The 14,556-nt window shown below is 70.7% G+C and carries 13 protein-coding genes; 3 read left to right on the top strand and 10 right to left on the bottom strand.

What is annotated here, in order from left to right; translation table 11 throughout:
- Nucleotides 1-467: 467 nt before the first annotated feature.
- From pheA to ACFYOB_RS11555, 7 genes are all read right to left on the bottom strand, one after another.
- The gene (gene pheA / locus ACFYOB_RS11585; RefSeq protein WP_388558001.1) at nt 468-1,403 is read right to left on the bottom strand and encodes a prephenate dehydratase; all 936 of its coding nucleotides are present in this window, start codon (nt 1,401-1,403) and stop codon (nt 468-470) included.
- Nucleotides 1,404-1,446: 43 nt separating this feature from the next.
- Nucleotides 1,447-2,733 carry an iron uptake transporter deferrochelatase/peroxidase subunit gene (efeB, locus tag ACFYOB_RS11580; RefSeq protein WP_388558681.1) on the bottom strand — a complete coding sequence of 429 codons (1,287 nt, stop codon included), beginning with the start codon at nt 2,731-2,733 and terminating at the stop codon, nt 1,447-1,449.
- Nucleotides 2,730-4,643, bottom strand: a complete 1,914-nt coding sequence (locus ACFYOB_RS11575; RefSeq protein ID WP_388557998.1) for a copper resistance CopC/CopD family protein — start codon at nt 4,641-4,643, stop codon at nt 2,730-2,732. The genes efeB and ACFYOB_RS11575 overlap by 4 nt, the downstream gene beginning before the upstream one ends.
- A 22-nt stretch (nt 4,644-4,665) precedes the next feature.
- Complete coding sequence (locus tag ACFYOB_RS11570) at nt 4,666-5,142, bottom strand: copper chaperone PCu(A)C (protein WP_388557995.1); 477 nt, start codon at nt 5,140-5,142, stop codon at nt 4,666-4,668.
- Nucleotides 5,139-5,792, bottom strand: a complete 654-nt coding sequence (locus ACFYOB_RS11565; RefSeq protein WP_388557992.1) for an SCO family protein — start codon at nt 5,790-5,792, stop codon at nt 5,139-5,141. Before ACFYOB_RS11565 ends, ACFYOB_RS11570 begins: the two co-directional genes overlap by 4 nt.
- A 79-nt stretch (nt 5,793-5,871) precedes the next feature.
- Nucleotides 5,872-6,591, bottom strand: a complete 720-nt coding sequence (locus tag ACFYOB_RS11560; protein ID WP_388557990.1) for a YcnI family protein — start codon at nt 6,589-6,591, stop codon at nt 5,872-5,874.
- 110 nt (nt 6,592-6,701) lie between these two features.
- On the bottom strand, nt 6,702-7,544 hold the full coding sequence (locus tag ACFYOB_RS11555) for a hypothetical protein (protein WP_388557987.1): 843 nt from the start codon (nt 7,542-7,544) through the stop codon (nt 6,702-6,704).
- A gap of 223 nt (nt 7,545-7,767) precedes the next feature.
- Here ACFYOB_RS11555 and ACFYOB_RS11550 point away from each other — a divergent pair, with 223 nt between their 5' ends.
- Nucleotides 7,768-8,211: an ATP-binding protein gene (locus ACFYOB_RS11550; RefSeq protein WP_388557984.1), complete on the top strand. Its 444-nt coding sequence runs from the start codon at nt 7,768-7,770 to the stop codon at nt 8,209-8,211.
- A gap of 70 nt (nt 8,212-8,281) precedes the next feature.
- On the opposite strand, the gene ACFYOB_RS11545 is transcribed toward ACFYOB_RS11550, so the two are convergent.
- Nucleotides 8,282-9,748, bottom strand: coding sequence for an aminopeptidase P family protein (locus ACFYOB_RS11545; RefSeq protein ID WP_388557981.1), 1,467 nt, complete (start codon nt 9,746-9,748; stop codon nt 8,282-8,284).
- A 129-nt stretch (nt 9,749-9,877) separates the two neighbouring features.
- Nucleotides 9,878-11,431, bottom strand: coding sequence for a PP2C family protein-serine/threonine phosphatase (locus ACFYOB_RS11540; protein WP_388557978.1), 1,554 nt, complete (start codon nt 11,429-11,431; stop codon nt 9,878-9,880).
- A gap of 430 nt (nt 11,432-11,861) precedes the next feature.
- Here ACFYOB_RS11540 and ACFYOB_RS11535 point away from each other — a divergent pair, with 430 nt between their 5' ends.
- Together ACFYOB_RS11535 and ACFYOB_RS11530 are read left to right on the top strand one after the other, a co-directional pair.
- Nucleotides 11,862-12,602 carry a bifunctional DNA primase/polymerase gene (locus ACFYOB_RS11535; RefSeq protein ID WP_388557975.1) on the top strand — a complete coding sequence of 247 codons (741 nt, stop codon included), beginning with the start codon at nt 11,862-11,864 and terminating at the stop codon, nt 12,600-12,602.
- Nucleotides 12,603-12,711: 109 nt separating this feature from the next.
- On the top strand, nt 12,712-13,302 hold the full coding sequence (locus ACFYOB_RS11530; protein ID WP_388557970.1) for a hypothetical protein: 591 nt from the start codon (nt 12,712-12,714) through the stop codon (nt 13,300-13,302).
- A gap of 181 nt (nt 13,303-13,483) precedes the next feature.
- Here the strand turns inward: ACFYOB_RS11530 and ACFYOB_RS11525 are convergent, their stop codons facing one another.
- Nucleotides 13,484-14,458, bottom strand: a complete 975-nt coding sequence (locus ACFYOB_RS11525) for a DUF5926 family protein (protein ID WP_388557966.1) — start codon at nt 14,456-14,458, stop codon at nt 13,484-13,486.
- Nucleotides 14,459-14,556: the final 98 nt, after the last annotated feature.

Genomic DNA, 14,556 nt, shown 5'->3' with positions numbered 1-14,556 from the left:
TATGTCTCAATTGTGGCAAATGGATAAGACTTGGCGGCTGGCCGGAAGTGATGCTTCTCGGGTGGTCGATAAAAGTGGCCCATTCCCCGAAAAGGGGCACGGCGCCCCGGGGGTGGGCGCGGCCTGAACGGGATTGGAAGGGGACCTTGTCCACAGGAATTCCCGCCGCCCCCATCTTATCCACAGGCTGTGCGCCGCATCTGTGGACACGGAAACAGATCATTCCCGACCTGTGGCGGCCCGGGGTGAATCAAGGTTCAAACCCCCCTCACACACTCATTCGGGTGGGAATGACTCGCCCCAAAGAGTTGATCTGCGATACAGGGGTGACGTCGTTCACCTCCCGCTCTCCAGCGCGAAACCTGGACCCCACGACCGATTTGTCGACCTTGTCGCGCCGTTCTGTCGACTTGTCCCCAGGTCCCCAACTCGGCCTGTGGATAACTCTGTGGACAGTGGACGAAGCCCTACGCCCGGCCGTCGAGGCAACGCGTCAGCCAGTCGGAGGCTGCCGTGAAATCACCGTCTGAGGTTCCGGGCCGCGGAGCTCGCACGTCACCGTGAGCGACACCCGCACGCGGGTAGGAGCCGAGGAACCGGACCTGGGGGCAGGTCCGCTTGAGGCCCATGAGGGCCTCGCTGACGCGCCGGTCGGAGATGTGACCCTCGGCGTCGACCGCGAAGCAGTAGTTGCCGATGCCCTGTCCGGTCGGCCGGGACTGGATCAGCATCAGGTTGACCCCGCGCACGGCGAACTCCTGGAGGAGCTCCAGGAGCGCACCGGGGTGGTCGTCGCCGAGCCACAGCACGACGGAAGTCTTGTCGGCACCGGTCGGGGCGGCTGGCCGGGCGGGGCGCCCGACGAGCACGAACCGGGTCTCGGCGTTCTCCGCGTCGTGGATCTCGGTCACCAGCGGGACGAGCCCGTAGGTGGCGGCGGCGAACTCGCCCGCGAACGCCGCGTCGAAGCGGCCTTCCTGGACCAGCCGGGCGCCGTCGGCATTCGAGGCGGCCGACTCCCACACCGCGTCGGGCAGGTTCGCCCGCAGCCAGTTGCGTACCTGGGGCTGGGCGACCGGGTGCCCGGTGACCGTCTTGACGTCCGACAGGGCTGTGCCCGGCCGCACGAGCAGCGCGAAGGCGATGGGCAGCAGCACCTCGCGGTAGATCATCAGCGGTTCGCCGGAGGCCAGCTCGTCGAGGGTGGCGGTGACCCCGCCCTCCACCGAGTTCTCGATCGGGACCAGGGCGGCAGCGGCCTCGCCGTTGCGCACCGCGTCCAGGGCGGCCGGGACCGACACCATCGGGACGAGTTCCCGGGTAGCGGCTTCCGGCAGCGTGCGGAGGGCGGCTTCGGTGAAAGTGCCCTCGGGACCGAGATATGTGAAGCGGGTGGCCGACATGCGATCAGCCTAATGCCGGGGTGTTGCCCGAAGGGGCGGGTGTTCACGCTTCGAGCAGCCGCTGTCCCACGTACTCACCCGGGCGGGGGCCGGGCGGAACCGCGTACAGGCCGCTGGACTCGTGCCGGATGAAGGCGGACAGCGCGTCACCCCGGTCGAGCTTGCGCTGGACGGGGACGAATCCGCGCAGCGGGTCGGCCTGCCAGCAGACGAAGAGGAGCCCGGCGTCCGGCGACCCGTCGGCACCGATCCCGTCGTGAAAGGAGAACGGGCGCCGCAGCATGGCGGCCCCGCCGTTCTGTTCGGGGGCGGAGATCCGGGCATGTGCGTTGGACGGGATGACCGGCTTGCCGTCGGAGCCGATCTTGTCGAGTGCCATCTCGGTGGTCTCGCTGCCGCCGGTGAGCGGGGCGCCGGTGGCCTTGGTACGGCCTATGGCCTGCTCCTGCTGGGCAAGGGACTGCTTGTCCCAGTCGTCGAGCAGCATCCGGATGCGCCGGACGACGGCGTACGAGCCCCCGGCCATCCAGGAGTGCTCGGCCGGCCCCGGGCCCGCCGCGGGAACGAAGATCCGCTTGTCGAAGTCGGGCTCCGAGGGCTTCGGGTTCCCGGTGCCGTCGATCTGGCCCATGAGGTTGCGGGCGGTCATCGGGGAGGCGGTGGCGCCGGGGGAGCGGTTGAAGCCGTTCATCTGCCAGCGGACGCGAGCCGCCTCCCCGGCGTCCTTCTGAAGGGCGCGCAGGGCGTGGAAGGCGACCAGCCCGTCGTTCGCGCCGATCTGGATCCACAGGTCGCCGTTGCTGCGCCGATCGTCCAGCCGGTCGGAGGAGAAGTCCGGCAGCGGGTCGAGCGCGGAGGGGCGGCGGGCGCTCAGGCCGGTGCGCTCGAAGAAGGAATGGCCGAAGCCGAACGTGACAGTCAGGGAGGACGGACCGGCATCGAGGGCGATGCCGGTGTCCTCGGACGCGGTGGTCTCGCCCGCCATGAGCCGGCGAGCGGTTTCGGACCAGCGTCGCAGCAGCGCGGCGGCCTCCGTGCGGCCCGCGCCGGCGGCGAGGTCGAAGGCGACGAGGTGCCCCTTGGCCTGCAGGGGCGTGGTGATGCCGGCCTGGTGCTCACCGTGGAAGGCGGCCTGGGTGGCACCGAGGGAGGTGAGTCGCGAGGCGTCCCCGGCGCCGGAGGTGTTCGCGGGGCCGGCGAGTGCGGAGTGCGCGAGCGCGCCGCCTGCGCCGCCGAGCGCAAGTCCGGCGGCGCCTGCGGCGCCGACGGTGCCCAGCAGGCGACGGCGGGAGATCTCGATTTCGGGGTTGCTCTCGGTCACGCTGGTCAGCCGATCTTCACGGTCTTCTGGACGGTCGTCTGGTCGATGTCGGAGGTACGGACGGTTACGTCGATGCGCCATTCGCCGGCGAGCGGCAGCTGTACGCCGGATGCGGTCCAGTGTCCGGGGGCAGAGCGGTCGGGCAGCACCGGCAGGGGGCCGATGTCCTTCGTGGGGAGGGTGAAGCCCACCTTGATCTCGGGGAGGTCGAGGGGCTTTCCGTCCTCGGAGTCGGCCCAGAGGTGGAGGGTGTTGGCGCCGACCCGGCCCGGGTCGAGTTCGAGGCGGACGTTTCCCTTGCCGTTCTGGCCGCCGGTGTCGAACGGCATGGTGATTTTGACGGCGCGGTCGGGTACGGCGGTGGCGGTCGAGCCCCGGGTCGTCTCCCGCTCGACGGTGCGCCCGGGCTCGGTGCTCGTGAGGACCGTGGTGACCGCGAGGAGGGCCACGGCGACACTGGCCTCGGCGAGGACGGAGCGGCGCAGGCCCGCGCGTTCCGGGTCGGCGTCACGCGCCCGCTTCTCGCGCGCGCTCTCGCGGGCGGCGCGCTGCCGGGCGAGCTGGGCGGCCCGCCGCGGGTCGGCGGGCACGGTGACGGGCTCTGTTTCACGTGAAACATCGACGGTGGCATCGGAGGCGTCGGCGAGCCGTGCGGTCCACTTCCGGGACACATAGGCGATGCCGACGAGAACCGTGACCAGCGCGACCTTCAGGAGCAGCAGCCGTCCGTACGAGGTTCCCGTGAGGGCGGACCAACTGCCGAGCTGGCGCCAGGACTGGTAGACGCCGGTGACGACGAGTACCAGGACGCTGACGAAGGCGACCCGGGAGAAGCGCCGGACCGCCGACCGCTCGATCCCGGGAATCTTGTACAGGGAGACGAGCAGCGCGGCGAGACCGCCGAGCCAGGTGGCGACGGCCAGCAGGTGCAGGATGTCGGCGGGCATGGCGATGCCGGGCTGGATCCCTGTGGAGGCGTGCTCGGACAGGGACCAGGTGGCGGCGATGCCGCCGGAGACGACGGCGCCGCCGATGCCCAGACCGAAGGTGAGATCGCTGGTGTCCTTGGCCTCCTCCGCCGTCGCGGCGCCCTGCAGGCGTCGGGCGTAGACACCGAAGAGGACCGCGATGAAGAGGGCGGCTGCACCCAGCAGGAGCAGCCGGGAGATCAGCGAGGCGCCGGTCTTGGTGTCCAGGACGGCCTTGAGCCCGTCGAGGTCGAAGACGTCGGCGAACTTCCCTGACCCGGTGTACGGGGTGCGGAGCACCAGCATCGCGAGGGTGGCGGCCGTGAGGGTCACCCAGGCGCGTACGACGAGTTTCTGGAGCGGGCGTTCGGCAGCTCCCCGGCGCAGGCACAGCAGGATGAAGGCGGCGCCGCCCACGAGGACCGTGAAGCCCGCGTATGCGGCGTAGCGGGCGATCCCGTACGCGATGCCGACGGGTCCCCCGCCCGCCTGCCGGGCGGGAAGAGTGACGGCGGTGGCCGAGGGCGCTCCGACGGAGAAGGTGAAGGCACCGGCGACCGGGTGGCTGTCGGCGGAGATGGCCTGCCAGGCGACGGTGTAGGTGCCGTTGGGCAGGCCGGAGTGGAGTGCGGTGCCGTAGCGGATCGTGTTCCCGCTGCACATGTCGCGCAGTTCGCCGGTGTCCACGCGCTTGCCCTGGGGGTCCAGCACGCGGATGGAGTCGTCGCCCATGGCGACCTGCTCCGAGAAGGAGAGGGTGACCTGGGCGGGGGCCGTGGCGACCACCGCCCCGTCCTTGGGGTCGCTCGCGGTGAGTGCGGCGTGCGCCGAGGCCGGGGAGGCCGCGGTGAACAGGGTTGCCAGCAGGGCTGCGAGGACCAGCGCGAACCGCGGCAGAAGTGCCGTGGCCCGGGCGTGGACCGTGGATGGGGCGGGGGCGGTGGCCGTCATGGCGTGTGGCTTCCTCGGTCCGTCAGTGGGCGTTGGAGTTCTGCGCGTTGTACGTCCGTTCCTTCACGTCGAGTTCGACCTTGACGGGGTCGGCCTTCTCGAAGCGGAGTTCGACGGTGACCTTGTCGCCGACCTTCGGGGTGCTCTTGAGCCCCATGAACATGATGTGGCTGCCGCCGCGTTCCAGCTTGAGCTCACCGTTGGCAGGCACGTCCAGGGACGGAACCTGCTGCATCTTCTGGTCCTTCGTCTCGTGGATCTGCAGATCGTCGGAGAGCGTGGAGGTGACGCCGGTGAGCTTGTCGGCGGTCTTGGAGCCGTTCTTGATGACCATGAACGCGCCGGCCATCTTGTCGTTGACGGGCTCGGGCATGAAGGCTCCGCTGACCGTCGGCGCGGGCTCGGCCGCGTCGTCCTTGGATTCCGAACAGCCGGATATGGCGAGAGCTGCCGTCAGGGAGAGGGCGGCGGCGAGGGTGCGGGTGGTGCGGGCGTTCACGGGTTCTCTCCCTTGATGAGCTTCGGCAGGTCCTTGGTGTAGTCGTCGACGGTGGCGCCCTCGCCGTAGAGGACGTAGCCCTCGTCGGTCTTGGGCGAGAACGCGATGACCTGGGCGCCGTGCATGGAGACGACGCTGCCGTCGGCCTCCTTCTTGGCGGCCTCGATACCGATGCCGAGCGAGCGCGCGGCGGCCTGGATGGTGGCGAAGTCCCCGGTGAGCCCGGTGAAGGCCGGGTCCTGGGACTTGAGCCACGCGCCGAGGGAGTCGGGAGTGTCCCGTTCGGGGTCCGTGGTGACGAAGACGACCTGGAGCTTGTCCTGGTCGGCCTGGGGGAGCGCCTTCTTGGCGACGGCGATGTTGCTCATCGTCAGCGGGCACACGTCGGGGCAGTTGGTGTAGCCGAAGTAGATGAGCGTCGGCTTGCCCTTGGTCTGCTCCCGCAGGTTCCACGGCTTGCCGGTGGTGTCCGTGAGGACCAGCTCCGGCTTGGTGAAGGGGCGGTCCAGAACGGTCGCGGCCTTGGCCTTGTTCTGGCCGCCGGAGATCTGGGTGACCGAGTTGGTGTCTGCGGGCTGGCCGCCGCAGGCGGTCAGGGTGAGCGCGGCCGCCGCCAGGAGAGCGGCGACCGTCACACGTGTGGTGCGCATGGAGGGGTGTCCCTGAGATCGGGGATTTACGGATGTCTGAGAGCGGCAGTCTGAGAACAGCGCTTGAGGGCGCGGCAGGTCAGGCGGAGCGGCGACGCGAGGCCACGCCGAAGGCGACACCGCCGAGCCCGATGACGATGCCGGCGATGCCGAGGACCCGGGCGGTCGTGTCGGCGCTGTTCTTCTCGGCGGCCTCGTCGTGGCCGTGCTGCGCGCCCTTGTCGTCGTTCTTGGCCTGGTCGGTCTTGGCGTCACCGTGGTGGTCGTCGCCCTTGGCAGCGGTCAGCTTCAGGACGGGCGCAGGGTTCTGCGGTTCCGCGGCGCCTTCCTTGGCCTCTTCGATCCACCGGACGACCTCGTTGTTGTCGTACGTCTGGATCGCCTTGAAGACCATCTGGTCGGCGTTCTCGGGGAGCTTGCCCACGGACAGCGGGAACTGCTGGAACTTGCCGGGCTCGATCTTGCCGCCGGACCAGGTGACCTTGGTGACGGCCTCGTTGATCTGCTTGCCGTGCACGGTCAGCGGCTTGTCGAGCTTGCTCTTCTCGACCGTCACGGTCCAGCCGGGAACGTCCTGCGGCATCACGGACGTGAGCGGCTGGTCGACCGGGAAGTTGACCTCCAGCTGGGTGGTCGACGCGTTGTCGCGCTCGTTGGGGACCTTGAAGTTGATCGTCGCGTAGCCGCCCTTGGTGGCCTCGCCGGGCTGGACGCCGACGTGGGCGAAGGCCGGGCCGGAGAGGACGAGGACGGTACCGGCGGCGAGAGCGGCGGCGAACGGGACGCGAGAGGCCTTCATGGCAGAAACACTCCACGGGATCAGTGGCGACGGTGGCTCCGGGCGCGGGCGCGCGCGGAGTTCGCGGCACCGGTGCTCCCGCCGTGTGTCCTGGGGAGGAGGGTGCCGCGTCAGGCTGCGAGTGCGAGGGCCGTGGGCGGCCCGCGCCTGATCACCGAGTGGTGCAGTGCCTCCCGGCCGGTGGCAGTCGCGGGATCGGCCGCGGTCCGCGGGACGCGCGGGGTACGGGCGGGCGCGCCGGGGAGCCCGGAGGCCAGGGCGCGTACGAAGGCCAGCGCGGCCCAGAGAGGGCGTACCGAGGTGGCTTCGGCGGAGATCCGGGACAGTTCGACGAGCCGGAACAGCGCGGCGTCGCCGCGGCCGAGCAGCCAGCCGGCGGCCAGCGCCGCCAGCAGATGTCCGAACAGCATGGCCGGGCTGAACAGCCCCGTCGCGGGGGCCGCGGTGGCGGCCTGGGCCACGTGGGCGTGGGCGCTGTGGCCCTGGGCCACGACCTGCCCGGCCTGGGTGAGCTGTCCGGCCTGTGCCGTCAGGGCAGCCGGGTCCAGTCCGGCGGATTCCAGGATCCGGCGGGCGTCGGCCGGGCTGAGCGGTACGGAATTGCCCCCGCACACCAAGCTGGCGGCGAGTTCCGCGAGCGAGCCGTCCGAGGTGCCGGCCGGTGCCTGGAGCGCCGTGGCGCCGTGCTGTCCGAGGCCGAACAGCACGTGCAGCGTGAGTTGCCCGACGGCCAGCCCGGCGGCGATGCCGGGCAGCGCGCGGCGGCGGCCGGCGAGCGGGGCCACGACGGTGAAGACGACGAGGAAGCCCGTGCACAGGGACCACCAGGGCACGGTGGCGCAGGACGCCAGCGCGTGCCCTGCCGCGGACAGCACGACGCAGACCGCGGTGAACACCGCGGCCCGGATCAGCCGGAGGCCGGTTCCGGCGTGCGTCGCGTGGGGGTCAGTCATGGCCGGGTCATCATCGCACTGCGCTCAGGGCCTTCATACGGCAGGTCCGGAAGGTCCCATGAGTCCGGCATGGGCGTCCTCGACCGGCACAGCGGGACGAGACGGCGGACACCGCCGCATACACCGGGGTCCGGGAGAGCCGCATCGGCCGAACGAGGGCAATGGAGCGCTCGGACGGCCGTCGGGCGCTTACGGCCCCCCATGGGCGGCAATAGGTAACCGTATGAGCATCTGGTGGTCTCTCCACTTGAGGCGCGAAGCCGCGAGCGTGCCGCTCGCCAGGCGACTGCTGCTGGGGACGATGGAGACCGCGGGGGTGGACCCGGACATCTCCTTCGACCTCTCGGTGGCGCTGAGCGAGGCGTGTACGAACGCGGTGGAGCACGGCGGGGGCGGCGGTATCCCGGATGAGGCCGAGGCGTACCACGTCACGGCCTATCTGGACGGGGACCGCTGCCGCATCGAGGTGACCGATTCGGGTCCGGGGTTCCCGTCCGCGGCAGGGACCCGTCACAGACCCTCGCTGGCCGAGCACGGCCGGGGACTGCACCTGATCGAGGAACTCGCCGACCACGTCCGCTTCCGCAACCGGCCGGGCCGTGGCGCGGTGGTGAGCTTCGACAAGATGCTGAAGTGGCGCGACGACGCGCTGCTGAAGGTGTCGTAGGCACACCGATGGGCGGGTCCCGCCCGGGGATCCCGCCCATCGTCACGTGCAGGGCCCAGCCCTTGGACCGTCAGCCCTTGAGGCGCGCCATCCAGGCCTCGACCTCGTCCGAGGTGCGGGGCAGCCCGGCCGACAGGTTCCGGTTGCCGTCCTCGGTGACGAGGATGTCGTCCTCGATCCGGACGCCGATGCCGCGGTACTCCTCGGGCACGGTCAGGTCGTCGGCCTGGAAGTACAGACCGGGCTCGACCGTGAGGCACATGCCCGGCTCCAGCGTGCCGTCGACGTACGCCTCGGTGCGCGCGGCGGCGCAGTCGTGGACGTCCATGCCGAGCATGTGGCCGGTGCCGTGCAGGGTCCAGCGGCGCTGCAGGCCGAGCTCCAGGACGCGCTCGACCGGGCCCTCCAGCAGGCCCCACTCGACGAGCTTCTCGGCCAGCACGTGCTGGGAGGCGTCGTGGAAGTCGCGGAACTTCGCACCCGGCTTCACCGCGGCGATGCCGGCTTCCTGGGACTCGTAGACCGCGTCGTAGATCTTGCGCTGGATGTCGGTGTACGTGCCGTTGATCGGCAGCGTACGCGTGACGTCGGCGGTGTACAGGGAGTGGGTCTCCACGCCGGCGTCGAGCAGCAGCAGGTCACCGGAGCGGACGTCGCCGTCGTTGCGGACCCAGTGCAGGGTGCAGGCGTGCGGGCCGGCGGCGCAGATGGAGCCGTAGCCGACGTCGTTGCCCTCGACGCGGGCGCGCAGGAAGAAGGTGCCCTCGATGTAGCGCTCGGACGTGGCCTCGGCCTTGTCGAGGACCTTCACCACGTCCTCGAAGCCGCGGACGGTGGAGTCGACGGCCTTCTGCAGCTCGCCGATCTCGAAGTCGTCCTTCACGGCGCGGGCCTCGGAGAGGTAGACGCGCAGCTCCTCGTCGCGCTCCTTGGTCACCTTGTCGGTGAGGGCGGACTCGATCACGGAGTCGTGGCCGCGGACGTTTCGCACCGGGCCCTCGGCCTCGGTGAGGGCCTCGGCGAGCTCGCGGACGTCCTTGGCGGGGATGCCCAGGAGCTGCTCGGCCTCGGTGAGGGAGTGGCGGCGGCCGACCCACAGCTCACCCTGGCCGGAGAGCCAGAACTCGCCGTTCTCACGGTTGGAGCGCGGCAGCAGGTAGATCGTGGCCGTGTGGCCGGTCTCTCCGGTGGGCTCCAGGACCAGGACGCCGTTCTCGGTCTGGTCGCCGGTGAGGTACGCGTACTCGGTCGAGGCGCGGAAGGGGTACTCGGTGTCGTTCGAGCGGGTCTTCAGGCGGCCCGCGGGGACGACGAGGCGCTCGCCGGGGAAGCGCGCGGACAGCGCGGCGCGGCGGGCGGCGGCGTGTGCGGCCTGGGCGATGGGCTCGAGCCCGGTCAGCTCGGTGTCGGCCCAGCCGGTGCGCATGCTCTCGGCGAGTTCGTCGCTGACGCCCGGGTACAGCCCGTTCTTGCGCTGCTTGTGCGTCTTCTTGGGCTGCTCTTCTTCCGGGGTCTCCGGGGTGAGCTCGTCAGCCACGTCTTCTCCTCAGCTGCGATGGGTGTGGACCTGGGTCTGGGCCCCATCCATCGTAGGCGCGAGGGGAAACGGTCGGAGGGGCATGTGCTGTTTGGCACAAACAGCCCCAACCGGCTCAACCGCCATATCTCACTCAAACCGGGCGGCAAGCAGCACGATGTCGTCGGGAAGGTCGGCCGGTTCCCCTTCGGGCAGCACGGTCCGCAGGATGTGGTCGCAGAGGGCGGCCGGGTCGTCCCGGGCGGTACGGGGAACCCCTGCGGCCGCCGCGTGCAGCCGGGCGTAGGCGCGGTCCATCGGGTCCCCGGTGCGCCGCAGAAGCCCGTCCGTGTACAGCAGCACCGTTTCTCCCGGTGCAGGCTCGATCTCCACGCTCGGCGCCTCCCAGCAGGACAGCATCCCCAGCGGCGCGGAGAGCGAGGTCTCCACGTACTCGGTGCGGCGCTCGCCGATCAGCAGCGGCGGGGTGTGGCCCGCACCCGCCAGGATGATCTTGTTCCCCGGGCCCCCCGCACCAGGGCTGCCGACGGGCTCGCAGTAGGCGAACAGCGCGGTGGCCGAGCGCGCCGGCTCGGTGAGGCGCAGCAGCAGCTCCAGGTCGGACAGGACGGCGACGGGGTCCTCGCCCTCCATGACGGCATAGGCGCGCAGTGAGGCTCGCAGCCGGCCCATCGCGGCGACGGCGCTGGGCCCGGAACCGGTGACGGAGCCGACGGCCAGCCCGAGGGCGCCCTCGGGCAGCGGCAGGGCGTCGTACCAGTCACCCCCGCCGCGCGGTCCGGTGTGGTGGCGGGCGGCGAGCTGGACCCCGGGGATCCGGGGGAGCCGGCTGGGCAGCAGCTCCTCGCTGATGGAGGCCAGGCGCGCGCGGGACCGTTCCACCTCCAGCATCCGGGCCAGGTGCTCGGCCGCGTGCCGTACGTACAGCCCGGCGAGGTCGCGCTGGCGGTCGCTGGGCTCGGCCTGCTCGTCGTAGAGCCAGACGGCCGCGCCGAGCCGGCCGGTGGCCTCGGCGGTCAGCGGCAGGGAGTAGCTGGCGGCGTAGCCGAGGCGTGCGGCGACCTCGCGGTGGCGGGGGTCGACGGGGGCGGCGAAACATCCGGTGCCGGCGGGCTCACCCGGTTCGGGGAGTACCTCGGAGCCGCCGTGGGCGTCGGGGAGGCCGTCGAGGATGCGGCCGTACGAGGTGGCACTGCGCGGCACCGTCTCGATGTGGCCGAGGTCGGCACGGCCGAGGCCGAGGCCGATCGTGTGGCTGGGGCCGAGCCCGTCGGAGGGTTCCAGGATGATCAGGCCGCGGCGGGCGCCGACGAGTGCGGCTCCGGCGCGCAGGAACTCGTGGAGGCAGGAGTCGAGATCGCCGGTGCGGGCCAGGCGCTCGGTGAGTTCGTGGAGGGTGGTGAGGTCCGAGACCATGCCCGCCAGCCGGTCCTGGATGAGGCTGCTCGGTCCTGGTACCGGGGCCGAGGCGGGGGTGGTGCGTGCGGTCGTGGGCGCCACAGTGTGCGGTGACGTCGTCACTGCTGGATCGATTCCAGCCACTTTCGGCAGATGCGGAGTGCTCATGGCGTCCGCCTTTCCACCTGGTGCGATTCGCCATATAGCATCGCAAACCCCCAGATCGTGCTGCGCCGCCATCAAGGAATCCACATCTACACGCATACACGGATGCATGTCCAGCATTGCCCAGGTGGGAATCCTGGTGTCCGTGAGGCGGCAACTCACTGTCCAGCCAAGGCTAGAACTTGGCCGGAAAAAGCCGGAAGCGGACGGTTTTTGCGGTCGACTGGGCGGGCTCCACAGGGGGTTCGGGTACGTAATCGGTAGTGCTCGGAGCCAGTTGGCGCCGCCCGGCGCCGCTTCGGCACTGCCCGGGCAGGCGCCGGGAACCGTCCGGCGCGGGCCGCCGTCCTTAGCGGCGGCAGCCGGTCCCGGTTTCCGGTGCGGGTCGCGCTCCTCCCCCGCCCGACGTTTGATGGACCCGTAAGAAAACTGCACGAACCGTGTGAACCTGCTTATTGCGGACAGTGACGCGAAACGTGTACGTGTGGTGAGACACCGCTTACATGGTGTGATGTGGCCCTCGACGTTCAACGGAAAGGAACGAGCGCTCATGCGCGAGATCCTCGGAAGGCGTCTCCAGCGGCTCCGCGATCGACTTCAATCACTGCGCCCCGACCCGGAAGAGGCCGGCGGAACGTCGGCCCTCCTCGACGCGGCGCTCAGCTGCGCCACCACATGGCAGTGGCCCGTGCTGCCCGGCGTCGGCCGGTCCGCCACGGACGGCTCGCGCTGCGCCTGCCCCGACCCCGAATGCGTCGTCCCCGGCGCGCACCCCTTCGACCCGGGGCTGCTCGCTGCCACCACCGACCCCAAGATGGTGGCCTGGTGGTGGACCAACCGGCCCACCGCCCCTGTCCTGATGGCCACCGGTGGGACCGCTCCGTGCGCGGTGAGCCTTCCGGCCGGCGCGGCCGCGCGGGCCCTCGTAGGGCTGGACGCGAAAGGTATGCGGCTCGGGCCGGTCGTGGCCACGCCCACGCGCTGGTCGCTGCTGGTGGCGCCGTACTCGCTGGAGCGGTTGGGCGAACTCCTTTACGCCAAGGACCACGTGCCGTCCTCGCTCCGCTTCCACGGTGAGGGCGGCTATCTCCTGCTGCCGCCCTCCGCCGCGTCCAGCGGTGGCCAGGTGCGGTGGGAACGTGAACCGCTTTCGTCGCAAGCGGGACCTGTTGGGCCGGTGGGACCGGTGCGAACGCCGGATCTCTGGCTGCCCGAGGTCGAGGCGGTCGTTGACGCGCTGGTCGAGGCGAGCAGCGGTGCACCGGGTGGCGGCAGCAGGCTCGCGTACTGACCTGCTCCGGATCGGCTGATCACTCGTACGGGTGCCAGCGGAACGAGTTTGCAAGGGAATTGGGCGCGGGGATCTCCGCGCCCCATTCCGGCATCGCTATCTTCGGCGAATGAATCTCCGCCTGATCGGTATCGGCACCGGTGTGCTGATCATCTTGTCGCTCCCGCTCGCAGGAGCGATCGCAGGACCGGATTTTTCCGGTCGGGATGACGGAAAAGGCGGCGGCTTGTTTTCGACGCTCGGGCTTTCGGGCCCTTCGGGCGCGTCGGGTCCGTCGCGTACATCTCCTGCTCCGCCCGCGCCTTCGGCGGCGTCGGCCGGGCCCGGGCGGCCCGGCCCGGCCGAGCGGCCCCGCACCGATTCCCGGTGCGGCCCCGAACTGTCCTCGCCGCAGGGTGTGGAGGCGCAGACCTGCGTCCTGGTGGGTGAGGGCCAGACATGGGGCCGGAGTTACTACCGAAACACCAGTGGCCGCGCTCTGGAGGCGGTGTTGGCGGTGATGGGGCCGGCCGGGCGCACGGTGCAGATCCGTTGCGCGGTCGGCGAGGGCGACGAGCCGGGGCTGTGCGAGACGCCCAAGGAGGAATCGGCCGGTGCGCCGGAGAGCTACTCCGCTGTAGCGGAATTTGCAGTTCCGGATGATGAAGGGCGGCTACTGCTCCGGTCCGGGAGCAACTCACCGGTACCGGGTGACGGTTGAGTACCGCCGGAAATGGAAGGGCCCGGTCGCTGGCGACGGGGGATGCACCAGCGACCGGGCTACAAGAACGGTAACAAGAGATCGCCTGTACGCAAATTCGATCTCTGATATTCAGACACCGATTTGCAGACGATTAGCGGGAGTTGTGACTCCCGTCACCGGACCTGCGCGTGAGTGGGGGTCAGCTGAGCGTCACCTGGCGGTTGGTGAGTCCGCCGCGCGCCCGGCGCTCCTCCGTGGTCAGCGGTGCGTCCGAGGCCAGGGCCGTGGCCAGCCGCTCGGCGAACTCCGCCGCGGGCTTTTCGACGTCGTCAGCCGTGACTCCGGTGGGCAGGTCCCAGACCGGGACCATCAGGCCGTGGGCACGGAAGGAACCGACCAGTCGGGTGCCCTCGCCGAGCGAGGACGTGCCGGCCGCGTGCAGCCGCGCCAGGGCGTCGAGCAGCTTCTCCTCGGGGTGCGGCATGACCCAGCGCAGGTGGTTCTTCTCCGGGGTCTCGCACCAGTACGCCGAGTCGACGCCGGCCAGCTTGACGGTGGGAATGGCAGCCGCGTTGGCCCGCTCCAGCGAGGCGGCGATCTCCGGGGAGGCGCTCTGGGCGCTCTCCGATTCCGGAATCCAGAATTCGAAGCCGCTGTGCACAACCGGCTCGAAACCGCCGTCGGCGTCCAGGAGATCCTGAAGTCGCGGTCCCTCGGCCGGAACCCGGCGGGCCGCGATCGGAGTACCGGGCTCCGCTGCGAGCGCCCGCTCCAGGGTGTCGGCCATGTCGCGCCCGAGGTCCCCGGTGGAGGAGTCGTTCTGCAGGCCGAGCAGGACGGAACCGTCCTCGCGGCGCAGAGCCGGCCAGGCCATGGGGAGCACGGTGACCAGCGTGACGGAGGGGACGCCCTCGGGCAGGCCGCCCTTGAGGGCCAGCGGAACGGTGGCCGCGGGGACCAGTTCGCGCAGCGCGACCCAGTCGCATTCACCCGGCAGGCCCTCGAAGGGGCGCTGGACGTGCTCGGTGACGGCGTGTGCGGCGGCCGCGCCGTGACAGGCCTTGTAGCGGCGCCCCGATCCGCAGGGGCAGGGTTCGCGGGCGCCCACCACCGGGATCTCACCGTTGTTGAGCTGCGGCTTTGCAGTCTTGGCTGCGGGGCGCTTCTTGGCCATCGTGGGTGTCTCCCGGTTGCGGCGGTACGGCTGCGTGTCTGGGCGCGAGCCTAGCCGTTCGTACCGCCGGAACCGGTGGGGTGCGGCCGGGAGCACGG

Source organism: Streptomyces sp. NPDC006463 (genome assembly GCF_042870715.1).
GTDB lineage: Bacteria > Actinomycetota > Actinomycetes > Streptomycetales > Streptomycetaceae > Streptomyces.
Note: the sequence above shows the minus strand (reverse complement) of the source record. Positions and strands in the feature narration are given on the sequence as shown.

Bases quoted from the DNA above. Each gene is read 5' to 3' on its own strand.
- ACFYOB_RS11550 (WP_388557984.1), top strand. From the start codon at position 7,768: ATGAGCATCTGGTGGTCTCTCCACTTGAGGCGCGAAGCCGCGAGCGTG.
- ACFYOB_RS11540 (WP_388557978.1), bottom strand. From the start codon at position 11,431: ATGCTGGACATGCATCCGTGTATGCGTGTAGATGTGGATTCCTTGATG.
- ACFYOB_RS11535 (WP_388557975.1), top strand. From the start codon at position 11,862: ATGCGCGAGATCCTCGGAAGGCGTCTCCAGCGGCTCCGCGATCGACTT.
- ACFYOB_RS11530 (WP_388557970.1), top strand. From the start codon at position 12,712: ATGAATCTCCGCCTGATCGGTATCGGCACCGGTGTGCTGATCATCTTG.
- ACFYOB_RS11525 (WP_388557966.1), bottom strand. From the start codon at position 14,458: ATGGCCAAGAAGCGCCCCGCAGCCAAGACTGCAAAGCCGCAGCTCAAC.
- ACFYOB_RS11575 (WP_388557998.1), bottom strand. From the start codon at position 4,643: ATGACGGCCACCGCCCCCGCCCCATCCACGGTCCACGCCCGGGCCACG.
- ACFYOB_RS11555 (WP_388557987.1), bottom strand. From the start codon at position 7,544: ATGACTGACCCCCACGCGACGCACGCCGGAACCGGCCTCCGGCTGATC.
- ACFYOB_RS11565 (WP_388557992.1), bottom strand. From the start codon at position 5,792: ATGCGCACCACACGTGTGACGGTCGCCGCTCTCCTGGCGGCGGCCGCG.
- pheA (WP_388558001.1), bottom strand. From the start codon at position 1,403: ATGTCGGCCACCCGCTTCACATATCTCGGTCCCGAGGGCACTTTCACC.
- ACFYOB_RS11560 (WP_388557990.1), bottom strand. From the start codon at position 6,591: ATGAAGGCCTCTCGCGTCCCGTTCGCCGCCGCTCTCGCCGCCGGTACC.